This is a genomic window from Paenibacillus andongensis, from assembly GCF_025369935.1.
Lineage (GTDB): Bacteria > Bacillota > Bacilli > Paenibacillales > NBRC-103111 > Paenibacillus_E > Paenibacillus_E andongensis.
Window position 1 is genome coordinate 6,375,349 of sequence record NZ_CP104467.1, and the last position, 13,715, is coordinate 6,389,063.

The following is a 13,715-nucleotide window of genomic DNA, read 5'->3' on the forward strand; positions in this document are numbered from 1 at the left end:
TTTTTTATTTCATTTCAATATACGGTGAAACATCTAAACCGAATCGAACGAACGTGTATCGATCCGTGTAAATACACGTATTCTTGTCGATATTTTTATCCGTCCAACCGGGTTTATCTGTAAAGCTGTCAGGTCCTACCTTATAGAGCTCGCCTTTTATATGATGATGTGGACCTAACAGATTTCGGCAGCTGTTTGCCATTTCTACCTCGATCAAATTATCGCCTTTACGCAGAAACGAAGTGATGTCTGCCTCATAGGGCTCCCAGAGGAACGTTCGAACCTCTTGTCCGTTTATATACAACCGGCTGACGATGGTATCTGGCGGTGTGGAAAAGCTCCATTTCGCCTCCAGCCAATCGTTTCTATCGACATATACCTTTTGCTGCAGATGCATTTTTCCGCTGTAGAAAGGAAATCCTTGGCTAACGAGATCCCCAGTATGCACGGAAACAGGTAGTTCCATAAGGACAAACGGACCCATCGTATGAACCGCATGACGCTCTCCGTTCAGGTAAGGCGAACTTGACTCTACACCGAATGACCCAATGATGTAGATATTTTCAATTTCTGTTTCAAACGTCAGCTTATTTCCTTCAGACTCAAACTGTCGCGCATGTTCAATTGCTTCGTATGTCTTAGAAGAGTTGTAGAAATAAGACTTCAGTCGAATTCGATTTGCTCCTGGCACGATCATTCCACGAATATCAACTTTTTGGAAAGAAATATCTCGCCACCAGCCAGCGCTTATCGATTCCACTTGTCGCCCGTTCAATTCGATTTTAATATCTTCCGGCTTCTCTAAGACCACATATAATTCGCGTGAAAGATCCACATCAAACGCAACTTGGAATTCGAACTCCAGTTCGATATGAACAGGCCGACCAAAAGCTAAAAGCAGTTCTTGAATAAACACCACGGGCTGAGGTTCTGACCAAGCGCCGCCTTCAACACGTAAACGGCATGTATCTAGCGTCAAACTGTTTTCCTCACTTTTAGAAATCTTCCAAGTATGATCTAAAAAGATTTTCGATTCTGGTTGCCGAGAAGTCGTTCTATGAATATCAAACATCTCTTCGCTTTGTGCTGCTTCCTCAGGTACGATCTTCACGACATAGGACTGCCCCGGATGAATGGTCAATCGAATGCGTACGCCGCGATCGGTATCTTCCTGTTCGATAGGTGTAACCCCGCCTGTTTCCAAGTCAATTAAAGAAACTTTTCCTTTTCGGAACAACTCTACCTGTACGGACTCATAGCGTTCCTTACCGGAATTTACGAAGTAGTACATCATCGCGCCATCCAAAGCTAATGTCTGAACATTCATTGTATCCTCCGTTATTGCTTCCCCGGCATGATCCAACATACGGCTGGATGGAGATACGGTGCTGGACAAGGCGTTTAACAGCGCACTAGACTTCCATTCGGGTTTGAGCGCGCTCTCCACTAGCTGATCTAATTCCTTGTCCAGTTGACCATTAATAAGCGTCGGAAATGGCGCAAATGCAACAAGACTGCCGCCTTGAAGGACGAATTGCTTCAACAAATCAACCGTAACGCGGTTCAAAGTTGTACTTGGCGGAATGATCACAACTCGGTAGGCCGCTTCGCCGATAATAAAGGTGCTGTTACTGACACTACCGTGACGTTCAATAATGCTTTCACTGCCGTAATCGTGCTCTACAAATGTTTGGCACATTAGGCGGGAAAGTTGGGAAAAGGCCTGATGGTAAGGTTCGATTCCAGAAGAATCCTCACCGCATTGATGAACCCAAGCAGAACGGATCGGGTGCAGAAGCAATACTTCGGGTTGACGGGTTCCTTCGGAAAGCAACATCGACAGCCTCGCGAAGTAATCATTAAAAGCTTTATAATCCTCCCACCAAGGCTGCTGATAAAATAGGGATGGCGGATAGTCGCGTTTTCGCAAGCCTCTCAAGGTATATCCTTGCAAATGCTGACACATCAAATTAATCCCATGGACAAATTGCCACTCGCCAATCCGCTTAAGATCCTCAAAGCTGACATTCCAGCCTGAACACCCGAAGCTTTCCGTAATGGTCATCTTTTTCCCAAGTTGATGAGCCACTGAGCCTACCTGTTTAGGAACAATAGGCTCTTCGCTAATAAACCGGCCCAACCAATCACAGCCCGGAATTTGCAAATACTCATAAAATGCCATGGGATCCCCAACCGAAGTCACTTGTTGCATGAGCACTTGTTCATCTACAACGTGACCTGTTGCCGACCATCCCTTGCTATCACACCAATCCCCGATTTGTTTCGCATAGCTCTGAGTGAACATCGCGGTTACGCATTCCCAGTAGTCATATCTTGCTTTACTCGCGCCCTCCACATTCATAAACAAAGCGGGAAGAGCTTCCTTCAGGTCATAGCCATATCTAGACTCAAAAGCATGCTCCAGATCAAACGACCAAGGCAAATGTCCGCGAGCAAACTGCGGTTCGTCCGTAAACACGCCTTTCAGATCGTCTCCGAACTCTTCGCCGAAGCGTTCCCAATAGGCCTCGTAGGTCGTTTCAATGAAAGCCCGTACGGTTTCCACACTTAGTGTATCAATATAATAGGGATTTACTTCATAGAAAAACCTTAAATCTGCGCCGCTCTCATCTGCTGCTGACAATAAACGATAGCCATGTTCTGATTTGGCATAGAAACCAATCGTTCTCTCAGCTGGATTCTGAAAAGGGGCTTGCTCATAGGCAAGTCTTTTTTGTTGGTAAGCGATCCCCAGTGCTGGAACTTTACCATCAGCGAAGCCGCTCGGCCAGCCATTTTCATCATATAACCATGGGGTCATACCGAGCTCTTTGCTTTTCTCGATACAAGTCCGTACAGCCGACATCCACTCCTTGCCCATATAAGGAGTAAGGAGTCCTCCTCTGGCATGCATAAAAAATCCACCTATCCCGGCTTTATGCATCTCCTCGATCTGCCGCTCCAACTCCTCCGTTTCCAATTTATCATTCCATGACCACAGCGGCACTGAGCGATATTGGACTGGAGGATTCTGAAGCTGATCCCAAATACTCATCACCTTCACCTCATGCTTTCAAGCATAACTGAACAAGATCATCCACATGCGCTGTAGCCAAACAGACCACCGCATCTGCAGCACCATAATAGATTTTCACTTCACCCGATGGCTCCAAAATCATGCCTCCAGGGAAAATGACATCGTTGCGGAATCCGCCGTCGATCTCATAGCTGGCTTCCGGCGCAAGCAAGGGCTCTTGATACATGCCGATTACCTTTTTCGGATTGTCGAGATCAAGCAGCATGAGACCTGCTGTATACCTTTTTTTCCAAGTCGGTTCCCAGCCGTTCTTCCCTCTTGCAGGATCGATATCCACGGCATGAAACGTGGTCAGCCAGCCTTTGTCTGTCTTTATAGGAGGAGCGGCAGGCCCGATTTTATCATTCGCGAAGGGAACGTGCTCAACTGCCAGCAGGAGATCGGAATTACCCCAATATTTCAAATCCGGAGATTCGGAAATCCATGTGTCAAATCGATCTGCCCCCCCTCGGCTGTATACGGTAAAGGGTCTTTCCAAACGAACGTATTTACCGCCTATTTTCTCAGGGAACAGCACCATATTGCGAAGATCCGGCGTTGATAAGCTCAACACTTCGAAGTTTTCAAAATCATCAGTAACGGCGATACCGCCTCGAATTCCATGCTGCGTATCCACAGCAAAGCACATGTAGCATCGACCGTCCATAACCGTCAATCGAGGGTCATAAGCCCGAATAATTTCTCCATCATTCATCTTGAAGCAAGGCTTCGGTCCAGCTTCCCAATGGATCCCATCACGACTGTAAGCAATCCCAAGATCCGTTGTGGAATGAGGCTCTAGTGTATGTTCGCTTCTGGAACCATAGTCATTGCGGAATACCATGACATATTGACAGTTAAATTTGGTAACGCCCGCGTTAAATACAAGCGCAGTAGGATATGGAACCCTATCCGCATCCAAAATTGGATTAGCAGGATGACGATGAATCAATGAACTCGACTTTAAAATTCCAGGTACAGGTAGAACCATAGTAGACAACCTCCAAATGATATTTGTATTCTAGCCTTTCAAAGAGCCAGCTGTCATTTGCATGAACGATTTATTCGCGATCATATACGCAACGAGCAGCGGCAAAATCGATAAACAAGCTCCTGCCAGCATATAATGCGTTTGAACCGCAGCCGATGCCCCATAGCGAAGATAGGATAGTCCGACGGTCAGTGTTTGGAGTTTGGGATTGGTCATCGTAAACACTAACGGGCGTAAATATTCATTCCAAGCTCCGCAAAATGTAAACAATGCTCCTACACCCAATCCTGGGCGCATCAAAGGTAAAATAATTCGCCAAAATATCCCGCCGTTCGAGCAGCCGTCAATACGCGCGGCTTCATCTAATTCCCGGGAAATACCTTGTAAAAAGCTTAGTAAAATAAAGAAAATATACGCGTGGCCACTCACCAAAATAAGGACGACACCCCATAAATTTGTATGCAAGTGAAGCTTGACCATAAGCTCGAATTGCGGCCGAATCACAACGGCTCCAATCGATATGAACATGGTAGATGCCTGAATCGCGACGAAGATGGCTTTCCCCGGGAATTTAATCCGGTCAACCACATAAGCGGCCATCGATGCTACGATCAGCGTTCCGATCGTTGTTGCTCCGCTTAGAAAGAGGCTGTTCCATGTAAACCGAGCGAAATTGGCTTGCACCCATGCTTCTTTGTAATTCACAAAATTCCAAGAGGACGGGAAAATCTTGCCACCTTTTGTTATCTCGATATTGGACATGAAAGAGCCAAGAAAAGTCACAACAATCGGAAACACAATCAGTAAGGCTGTTATCAGTAAAAAGATCCAGAGCAGTACTCTTCCTCCTGTTTTCGCAAACGAAAATGGCCGGGTTTGTTTATTTATCCGTGCATTCGATAACGCTTCAGTAACTTCCATTTTCCCAGCATCCTCCCTCATTGAAGTTTGTTCAGACGTCTAGACATCGCATGGTAAGTTAGTGTGATGATGCCTACAATGACGGCTGTAACGAATCCAACGGCACTTCCGTAGCCGAATTGTTGGTCCGCAAGTACCCCTGATGGTGTCGGGAAGAAGAGCTTATACACGTACAAATACATCACTTCCGTCTTTCCAACCGGACCGCCTTCGGTCAACACCATAATGCTCTCGTACCCTTTAAGCGAATTAATGATCGCCAGCATGATTACGATCTGCAGCACAGGCCCTAGCATAGGAATGGTTAAGTACCAGAATTGCTGCCATTTATTGGCTCCGTCCAGCGACGAGCTTTCATACACATCGTTCGGGATATTTTGAAGACCGGCAAGGAACAGCAGCATATAGTTGCCTACCGCACTCCATACAGCGATGATGATCGTCGTAAGCATGGCGTGTTTGGGACCGAGCCAATCGATTCTTTCGGAGATGATATGAAACTTCAACAAATATTGATTGAGAATGCCGTTATAGGAGTTGAAAATAATGAAAAATACGACAGCCATGACAGCAGAACTTATAATCGTCGGCATAAAGTAGATGGCTCTCAGCCAATTGCGGCCGCGCAGCTTTTGATTCAGAATAACAGCTAGCACCAAGCATAATGGCAATGTAATGATTAACTTACCGCCTGCATAAATGAATGTATTCAAGACAGAATGCCAATACTCCGTGTCCTGCCAAAGCCTCCTGAAATTATCAAACCCAATAAATGACGCATCTCCGAACCCCTTGTAATCATAAAACATATATCGAATAGCCCAAGCAATCGGATAGACGCCCAGCACCATGGTCAGTAGAAAACTTGGAAATAAAAATAAATATGAAAACCCGATCTGGCGTGTCCTGTTCATCCCGTTCCCTCCTGTTACATCTATACTTAGAGAGCGAGAGTGGAGCTATTCACTCCACTCTCGCAGTTATGGCTATTATTTCATCATTAACTTCATCGGATCGAAGCTTGGGTTCGGCTGCACTTTCACTGCACCTTTAGCTACCGCTTTATCGAGAGCATCATTGTAGCGCTTGTTCAGATCTAGAATAATTTGATCCAAATTCCCGCCGCTGATCATGTATTTGAAAAATGCATCATCTTTTTTCATACCTTCAACTGTTACTGTAGGCTGCAGCGGCCACGTGCCATCGTTTCCTACTGGAAGGAAGCCGTCAATGCCTTTGATTTCCGGTTTTTTCGCTACGGAAGAAACCGATGGCACCATGGATAGACCGAAACCTTTTTCATGGTACGTTTTCAAGACTTCGTCCGTATACATAAACTGCATGAATTTCCATGCTTGGTCTGCATTTTTGGTTGTGTTGCTGATGGCTAACCATTGACCACCCAAGAAGGAGGTAGCGCCTTTAACCGTGCCATCGATCGTTGGAACCGGTGCGGATGCCCATTCGATTTTGGCCGGAAACTGATTCGCGTACACACCTGGTTCCGATGAGAAGGAGATGTACATCCCGATTTTGCCTTCTGCGAATTGTGCACGCAGCGGGTCAATATCCAGCGATTCCATACCTGGCAGCGTACTGCCGTCATCTACCATTTGTTTGAACGATGAAATGATCTCTTTGAATCCTGTGAAATCAAACTTCGCGGTTTTGAAATCAAAGCCAAATCCGCCGTAACCGCTAGCTTCAGCGATAACCCTTGCCGATCTACCAAGGGCGCTTTCTGGGCTTTTGAAGTTTTGAGCAAAACCATAAGAGCCGGAAGCTTTACCTACAGCTGTAATTTTCTTCGCATCTTCGACCATTTCTTTCAATGTTTTCGGAGGAGCAGCAATCCCCGCTTTGGCGAAAAGCTCTTTATTGTAAACAAGTCTGAGTGTTGAACCATAGTTCGGAAGGCTGTACATTTTCCCATCAATCCGGTTGAAATCATCAATGATTGGGAATTTTTTCTTGATCGCATCCGTAAGGTAGGAATCAATTGGCTTCAAATACCCTTTTTGCGCAAAAGGCTGGATCGTATTTTCCTTCACGCGGATAATATCAGGTGCCTGTCCGGAAGCGAAGGCCAAGTCTATCGCTTGGTTGAAATCTTCCGTCTTCACAACCATTTCGACTTCAATGTTCTCGCCGTTCGTCTCGTTAAATTTCTGCACAACACCTTTAATGTAATCCATATCATGACGGTCCCCCGTCCAATAAGAGAGTTTGGTCTTCTCTTTCTTCACAGGAACTGTGCTAGCGGATTGTTCAGATGGCTTGGCAGATGCTGCCGGGCTAGTTGCCGTATTGTTGCTGCCGCACGCTGCCAAACTGCCTGCCAGTAAAACGCTTAAAGTGACCGTCCCAATTCTGTTTACCATTTGTAAGCCTCCCTTTTGTTTGCGAACACTTTGTATCGTTCTGGAAATGCTTTTGTTTACACTTTTATACTAAAAGAATTCGTTCATTCTGATAATGTGGTCAACTCATGAACAAGGGCAGATATTTCTACATTTTACACCATCCAGTGAAAAGCGCTAAAAACGCGCTTATTTGTGAGCATAAAAAAAAGACAAACCCTCATGGTTTCGAGGACTTGCCCAGAGACATATCTTTAAATTCAGTCGGCGTCAGGCCTGTTTGTTTCTTGAAAACTTCACTGAAATACCGCCTGTGCTCATAGCCGAGCTGCTGCGCGATCTCCTGCACTTGGAAATCTTCAATCAGCATGGATTTCGCCCGTTCTATCTTCGCTATAGTAACGAATTGCTGAAACGCAGTTCCCGTCACCTTTTTAAACAAATTGGAATAATAGCCCCAACTTAGATTCGCCTGTTTCGCGCAATGCTCCAAGGTCAAATCCAAATGAAGATTCGATTTGATGTACTCCGCAGAGCGATAGATGATTTTCTGCGACTCGCTTGCTCGCTCTTGATTAATCATACGGCAGCCGATATCGCACAATTGAACAAACCATTCTCGATACTCTTGGAGATCCGCGCCGCTCTCGCCTCTAATCTCATGGACTTTCGACTCGAAATCGACCATGCTCGCCCGAGGAAATTTCTCCAAAAGTACTCGCAGCATCCGTAGCACCAGTCCTTGCAGCAAACGTTCAACGACGCCGGGCTCAGGTAAGACAGACGCTTTGCCCATCTCGTTGAAAATGCCCTTCGCCCATTCCACACATTTATCCAGATTACCTGAACGGAAAGCGAACAGAAACTCATTCTCGCTATCTTCGGTATAAATCCACGCTACAGGAAGATCCGGCGAGTCCCCGTTATAGCTGAAAGCACCATTGCCCCCTGTATAGAAATGATAAGACAAAGCGCTCAGCGACTGCTGATAACTCTTCGGAAGCTCCTGCACCGTGCCAACTCTTTGGCCAATGCCGATGGAAATCGTGAACTTGGTGTGCCTCGCGATATTGGCACAGCAGTGATCCGCAATTTCAACCAGAGGCTCGTCCGACGCCATATTCAAAATGCATATATATCGATTAAAAGCTTCCCTAAACACGACAGCCGTCGTATAGAAGGAAATCGTTTCCTCCACGATATTTTGCAGAGAAAACCGTGCAAGCTCAAGCTCCTTAACAGGGACTTCTGCGTACTTATCCGTGAACTGATCGATCTGGATCGTCATCACCGCGAACGGAGGATTCAATTCATTAATATCCAGGAAATCCGATAATCTAGCCAATTCCGCTTCACTGGTTTGATGATGGACGAGCAGAGATAAATATTCCTGCCGCAGGGCTGGCATACTTTCTTTGATTTTCTTCTGAAGCCCGAGCACGTGCGTGCGGCTAAGATTTTCCTGCTCCCACACTTCCTTGGCTTTCACGACGGCTTTCACGATTTGTTCAACGGAGAACGGTTTTTTCACATAATCAAGTGCACCATATTGAATGGCCTTTTGTGCATAATCAAAATCCGTATAAGCACTTAAAATAATGACCTTACTGTTCGGCAGCACCTCGAATATACGGCGTGTCATCTCTAATCCGTCCATTTTAGGCATCCGAATATCTGTTAAAATAAGATCAGGCAAGCTTTCACGAATGATAGCCAAACCCTCCTCCCCATTCGTTGCGCTTCCCACAATTTCGATGCCGTGCTCGTGCCAAGGGATCTTCTTCGTAATCATGTCCACAACGCTTCGAATATCATCAACGACACATAATTTAACTAGTCGGTTCATGTTCATGGAAGTCCTCCTCTCCTTCATAGCTAGGGATCCATAGTTCAATGCGTGCTCCGCCTAAGTCGTTATTCGTGATCTCCATGCGCTGTTGATCGCCAAAATACAGCTGTAAACGGGTATAAATATTGCGCAGCGCGTAGCCATGCTTGGATGTTGTCGGGTGAACAATACCTTGAAGGAGCTTCTCAGGCACTAGTCCACGCCCGTTGTCTTCCACCGTTATATGCAGCCAGTCCCCTTCGGCCTGAGCGCTAATCTGAATCTCTCCACCTGAAGTCATATCTTTAAATCCGTGTAAAATACAGTTTTCAACGAGTGGTTGAATCATAATCTTAGGTACCAAGCATGCGAGCAGCTCCGGTTCCACCTCGAAATGGCAAACGAACAAATTCTCATAGGACCTTTGCTGAATGGCCAAATATTGACGAACATGCTCTAATTCATCACCCAGTGTAATCAGATCGCGCCCGCCGCTAAGGCTTAATTGGAACATTTGCGACAGAGCCAGGATCATTTCGTTCACGTCGTCGTTTTCACCCAAAACCGATTTGCAGTAAATCGTATTCAACGTATTATAGAAAAAATGAGGGTCCATCTGTGCCGATAGCGCCTTAATTTCAGCCTTCCGTTTATCGCGTTCACGATTCTTCACGTCTTCAATCAACTGCTTAATTTCATCCAGCATCCGGTTAAAACGGAATCCGACCTGGGATACTTCGTCCTTATAAACGCTTTCAAAACGAACAGAAAGATCGTTCTCTTCCACTCGCTTCATCAGTCTTTGCAGTCTGTACAAGGGTTTTAAAAGCAGATAGGTTAAATTATTCGTTATAAAAAGCGATAAAATTATAAAACCAATAATCACATAAGTCGTTGCTCTTTTAATCCCATTTAATTTGGCCAACAAGTCATCCTTCGCTTGAACACTGACAATCATCCAATCGTCCTTGACTTCCAAACGCGAGTAATTAACTAAATAGTCCTTTTTATCATTCGTGTAGAAAAAAGAGCCTTTCATTTGATCACTCAATTGCTCAAAAAAAGCGGGCTTTTGAATAAAATGGTCCTTACTCGTCCTATCCGCGTAATTCACATCTTCTCCTTTGGCATCGATGAAATAATATTGTTTATTCGTTTTGGTCAAGTTTCCCATAAAAAGATCCCGCAGGTCATCTTCTTTCACATTGATTACGACGTATACATTGGTTGGTTCATAAACCATGAAAGAGTCTTCTCCAACGCCTTCTGTGACGAGTGATATCACCCTTTGCTTGCCTGTAAAAAAGGGATCGACATGCCCTTGACTCCAGAATCCACGATTCAGTTGCTTGAAGTGCTCATACATCTCCGATTTGTAAAATGAATTCGCCGTGTTCCGCACACTGGAGGTCGGATAAAAATCCCCGATCGGCGTGGCGATCAGAATGCTATCAATCATTGAATCATTGAATTTCACCTGGGAAAAAACATACTGCAGCGAGGTCAATGACTTGTAGTAACTAGATCTATCATTCGTTTGTACATCCTTCATTAATTGTTTGAAGGCATCGCTGAACATCAGCGCTCTTATGGCAATACCAATGTTCTTCAACCTTTCATTCACGATTTGCGCTGATTGGTTAACGGTATCTTGACTAGACTGCATAGCATTACGCTGAATCTCCTTGGAAGCTATCAAATAAGCAATACTGCCCGTTGCCATAAGACCTAAGGTGATCAGAACGACAAAAGTAAGCCATATTCTTTGTTTTAAAGAAAAGGAATGGAATAGTTGTTGAATTGGCGACCACATCCGAGACTTGTTCATGGGTGTCTCCATCACCTTTCGTGTTGTGAAAATACGGACTTCATCTATTTTATTATAGTATAGGATGTCTACTTTCGACATGAGGGAAAATCATGAAGGAGGGCAGCTTTTTCAATATGCGGACGAAATGATTAAGATTTTATGAATACGAACAAATGTTCTTTATTTTTTGATGAATTTATGGTAATAATAAGAGGTAACCTATTTGCGTGAAGCAAACACCAAGGAGGAAATTAAAATGTCAGTAAAATTAACAGCTTATTTAGTGATGGACGGCAATGCAGGTGAAGCTATTCAATTCTATGAAAAGGCATTGGATGCCCAAGTTCTTTTCTCGCAATCTTTCGGCGAGATGCCGGCTAACCCCGATTTTCCTTTACCAGAGGATGCTAAGGAGCGTATTGGACATGCTATGTTGCAAGTTGGCGAGTCTAGTTTGATGTTTTCCGATACATTTCCAGGTCAGACTGTTCAAAAGGGCGATAACGTGACTGTCTGTATTACATCGGATGATAAGGAAAAATCACAACAGTTCTATAATGCCTTGAAGGAAGGCGGCCAAGTCATTATGGAGCTCCAAGAGACTCATTTTAGCCCCGCATATGGACAGGTAAAAGACAAGTTCGGTGTTACCTTCCAAATATTCACTGAAGGCGCATCCATGAATTAAGATATAAGCCACAAACGGCCCTGTTCGCATCTACTGCGACAGAGCCGTTTGTTGTTCAGGAGTACCAATAAAGTGCATACTCGGTCATCACGGATGCATACCCCATTTGGCGCAGCATAGCCGTAATATTACCGCGGTGATAGGTCGCGTGATTGACGACCTGCAGAACCATTTCAGATAAACTGGTATCACGCGGTCTCGTATAAGGATTATCGAGCATGATCCTTTGTTCCATATTTTCCTGTTGGTTCAAAAACGTCTTAAAACGCTCTGATATCTGAACGTACATCTTTTCCATTTCCTCAATGTCTTTCGACTCCACGTCAGCCGTTAATTGGGCTGAATCAGCCATTGCTTCCCTCATACTTTTACCGGAAATAATGTCCAACCAGCACGCATCCACCAAGTAAATATGAGCGATCGCCTTGGATATCGTAGAAAAAACACTTTGAATCTCCTTATTGTATACGTCCTGAGGAAGTTCTTTTAATCGATTTAGCATAGTTTGGTTCGCCCATACGTGGTAATCGTACATTTCTAGTGCAGGATGAGTCATAGATATCATCTCCCTTTTCACTGTTCTTGCGACATTTCAAGTGTTACCTTTATCATACGGCAAATACCCTGACAGCCTTATGTCAGGGTAAAAATAATAAAAACCCCATGTAGGGGTTTTCTCATACAATTGAAGCGCCGGTTCACATTTGTTCGCGTTCGCGTTGTTCCTGAACCACTTGAAACCAATCCCAGCCACATACAAAAATGATAATCAAAAAAAGAATAATGCCTAACGCATTCCACCAACCGCTGTCCAGAATGTCTGGAAAAGCACCAGTTCCAAGAATCAATACTGGTATGAGCCATACTAGATTTCTCTTCTTTAAACGAATCGTCTTTAGTCTAAGCAAGATGCACTATCCCCTATATGGTAAGTCATATGGTTTGATCCTCGTATAACTTTCGAACCCATATAACTCTTTAGGACCGTCCTCTTAATCAGTACAGTCATCCAATATGTGGAAGTAATCTCATCTCATTTATATATTCGTGTTCGGCGTATCAACAACATCTGGATCAATCGTATTGGTGCTGCCATTCAGAACACTCTGGACACTTCCAAAACTATCACCAGGGGAAAATGAGTTAGCTCCCGAGAAGATTTTCGAACTACTGGAGAGATAAATAACAAAAGTATCACCAATCTGGACATTTGACCCCGAGGCGACACTGTTGATCTTGATACCACCATTTACAATTGAAGGCATTCTTCAGACACCCCTCTCAACCCTTAGACATTGTATGTACACTTCTGCCTAATTGTCACCTCAAGCTGGCATCTCACTCCATTTTACGCAAAAAACATAACGCCCGCAAAGGAAGAGCGTGGGTATTTGGATTGCATGAACCAGAATCAGCTTATTCATCCACAAGCATTAATTCGGGTACAGACAGCGCCATTGAAATATTGCACAACATCCCTCTAGCAAGAAAAATCAAAGTTCTCTCATAAGGTTTTTCGAAACCTGACCGCTTAAAAGCTTCTAGCACCACCTGGTGAACATCCCGAAATCCCTTCTGCATGACCTCTGCGATCATATCCTCTTTAATCGTTTGAGCTTGCATTTGCAGCAGTGTTTCATTTTGATAAGATTTCATAATATGAATATAAGCATCAACCAGTTCTTTCTCGAGCTGATCAGGAGCAACGGTCTCAATAACCGCGCGGAAAGCCTCAAGAATTCGTGTCCAAGACACTTCAAGCGCTTCTTGCAGCAGTGCTTCTTTCGTTGAAAAAAACCGAAAAACATAAGGCTGTGAAATTTGTGCGCGTTCCGCAACTTTTGCTGTCGTTGCACGGTAATAGCCTATTTCAGCAAATACTTCGATTGCCGCGGATACAATATCTGCTCGTCGATTGACCGAAGTTGGAGAATTCTTTGTCATCATTCATTCCACCTTTAAAGTTACATTCACTAGTTATTGATCAATTACTAAACTAATATTAACTTATCGGAATGTAATTTGCAAATAATACAATTCG

At 44.4% G+C, this 13,715-nt stretch carries 12 protein-coding genes; 1 reads left to right on the plus strand and 11 read right to left on the minus strand.

The features are described 5' to 3' along the window. Window positions 1-4 precede the first annotated feature (4 nt). The 7 genes from NYR53_RS28455 to NYR53_RS28485 form a co-directional block, all read right to left on the minus strand. Window positions 5-3,055, minus strand: coding sequence for a glycosyl hydrolase (locus NYR53_RS28455; protein ID WP_261302433.1), 3,051 nt, complete (start codon window positions 3,053-3,055; stop codon window positions 5-7). A 10-nt stretch (window positions 3,056-3,065) separates the two neighbouring features. Further along, on the minus strand, window positions 3,066-4,067 hold the full coding sequence (locus NYR53_RS28460; RefSeq protein ID WP_261302434.1) for a glycoside hydrolase family 130 protein: 1,002 nt from the start codon (window positions 4,065-4,067) through the stop codon (window positions 3,066-3,068). A gap of 30 nt (window positions 4,068-4,097) precedes the next feature. Then, window positions 4,098-4,988: a carbohydrate ABC transporter permease gene (locus tag NYR53_RS28465; RefSeq protein WP_261302435.1), complete on the minus strand. Its 891-nt coding sequence runs from the start codon at window positions 4,986-4,988 to the stop codon at window positions 4,098-4,100. Window positions 4,989-5,005: 17 nt separating this feature from the next. After that, window positions 5,006-5,902: a carbohydrate ABC transporter permease gene (locus NYR53_RS28470; RefSeq protein ID WP_261302436.1), complete on the minus strand. Its 897-nt coding sequence runs from the start codon at window positions 5,900-5,902 to the stop codon at window positions 5,006-5,008. 75 nt (window positions 5,903-5,977) lie between these two features. After that, a complete protein-coding gene (locus NYR53_RS28475; RefSeq protein WP_261302437.1) occupies window positions 5,978-7,369 on the minus strand; it encodes an ABC transporter substrate-binding protein in 1,392 nt (463 codons plus the stop codon). 199 nt (window positions 7,370-7,568) lie between these two features. Then, window positions 7,569-9,200 carry a response regulator gene (locus NYR53_RS28480; protein ID WP_261302438.1) on the minus strand — a complete coding sequence of 544 codons (1,632 nt, stop codon included), beginning with the start codon at window positions 9,198-9,200 and terminating at the stop codon, window positions 7,569-7,571. Then, entirely contained in the window at window positions 9,178-11,085 is a 1,908-nt protein-coding gene (locus NYR53_RS28485; protein WP_261302439.1) for a cache domain-containing sensor histidine kinase, read from the minus strand. The genes NYR53_RS28480 and NYR53_RS28485 overlap by 23 nt, the downstream gene beginning before the upstream one ends. Window positions 11,086-11,242: 157 nt before the next feature. Here NYR53_RS28485 and NYR53_RS28490 point away from each other — a divergent pair, with 157 nt between their 5' ends. Next, window positions 11,243-11,674 carry a VOC family protein gene (locus NYR53_RS28490; RefSeq protein ID WP_261302440.1) on the plus strand — a complete coding sequence of 144 codons (432 nt, stop codon included), beginning with the start codon at window positions 11,243-11,245 and terminating at the stop codon, window positions 11,672-11,674. Between the two features lie 55 nt (window positions 11,675-11,729). Here the strand turns inward: NYR53_RS28490 and NYR53_RS28495 are convergent, their stop codons facing one another. The 4 genes from NYR53_RS28495 to NYR53_RS28510 form a co-directional block, all read right to left on the minus strand. Next, window positions 11,730-12,230 carry a DinB family protein gene (locus tag NYR53_RS28495; RefSeq protein WP_261302441.1) on the minus strand — a complete coding sequence of 167 codons (501 nt, stop codon included), beginning with the start codon at window positions 12,228-12,230 and terminating at the stop codon, window positions 11,730-11,732. 142 nt (window positions 12,231-12,372) lie between these two features. After that, a complete protein-coding gene (locus NYR53_RS28500; protein WP_261302442.1) occupies window positions 12,373-12,582 on the minus strand; it encodes a hypothetical protein in 210 nt (69 codons plus the stop codon). A gap of 129 nt (window positions 12,583-12,711) precedes the next feature. Then, complete coding sequence (locus tag NYR53_RS28505; RefSeq protein ID WP_261302443.1) at window positions 12,712-12,939, minus strand: spore germination protein; 228 nt, start codon at window positions 12,937-12,939, stop codon at window positions 12,712-12,714. 151 nt (window positions 12,940-13,090) lie between these two features. Then, on the minus strand, window positions 13,091-13,618 hold the full coding sequence (locus NYR53_RS28510; protein WP_261306554.1) for a TetR/AcrR family transcriptional regulator: 528 nt from the start codon (window positions 13,616-13,618) through the stop codon (window positions 13,091-13,093). Between the last annotated feature and the right edge of the window lie 97 nt (window positions 13,619-13,715).

Bases quoted from the DNA above. Each gene is read 5' to 3' on its own strand.
- NYR53_RS28510 (WP_261306554.1), bottom strand. From the start codon at position 13,618: ATGACAAAGAATTCTCCAACTTCGGTCAATCGACGAGCAGATATTGTA.
- NYR53_RS28465 (WP_261302435.1), bottom strand. From the start codon at position 4,988: ATGGAAGTTACTGAAGCGTTATCGAATGCACGGATAAATAAACAAACC.
- NYR53_RS28490 (WP_261302440.1), top strand. From the start codon at position 11,243: ATGTCAGTAAAATTAACAGCTTATTTAGTGATGGACGGCAATGCAGGT.
- NYR53_RS28455 (WP_261302433.1), bottom strand. From the start codon at position 3,055: ATGAGTATTTGGGATCAGCTTCAGAATCCTCCAGTCCAATATCGCTCA.
- NYR53_RS28485 (WP_261302439.1), bottom strand. From the start codon at position 11,085: ATGTCGAAAGTAGACATCCTATACTATAATAAAATAGATGAAGTCCGT.
- NYR53_RS28505 (WP_261302443.1), bottom strand. From the start codon at position 12,939: ATGCCTTCAATTGTAAATGGTGGTATCAAGATCAACAGTGTCGCCTCG.
- NYR53_RS28470 (WP_261302436.1), bottom strand. From the start codon at position 5,902: ATGAACAGGACACGCCAGATCGGGTTTTCATATTTATTTTTATTTCCA.
- NYR53_RS28495 (WP_261302441.1), bottom strand. From the start codon at position 12,230: ATGACTCATCCTGCACTAGAAATGTACGATTACCACGTATGGGCGAAC.
- NYR53_RS28475 (WP_261302437.1), bottom strand. From the start codon at position 7,369: ATGGTAAACAGAATTGGGACGGTCACTTTAAGCGTTTTACTGGCAGGC.
- NYR53_RS28480 (WP_261302438.1), bottom strand. From the start codon at position 9,200: ATGAACATGAACCGACTAGTTAAATTATGTGTCGTTGATGATATTCGA.
- NYR53_RS28460 (WP_261302434.1), bottom strand. From the start codon at position 4,067: ATGGTTCTACCTGTACCTGGAATTTTAAAGTCGAGTTCATTGATTCAT.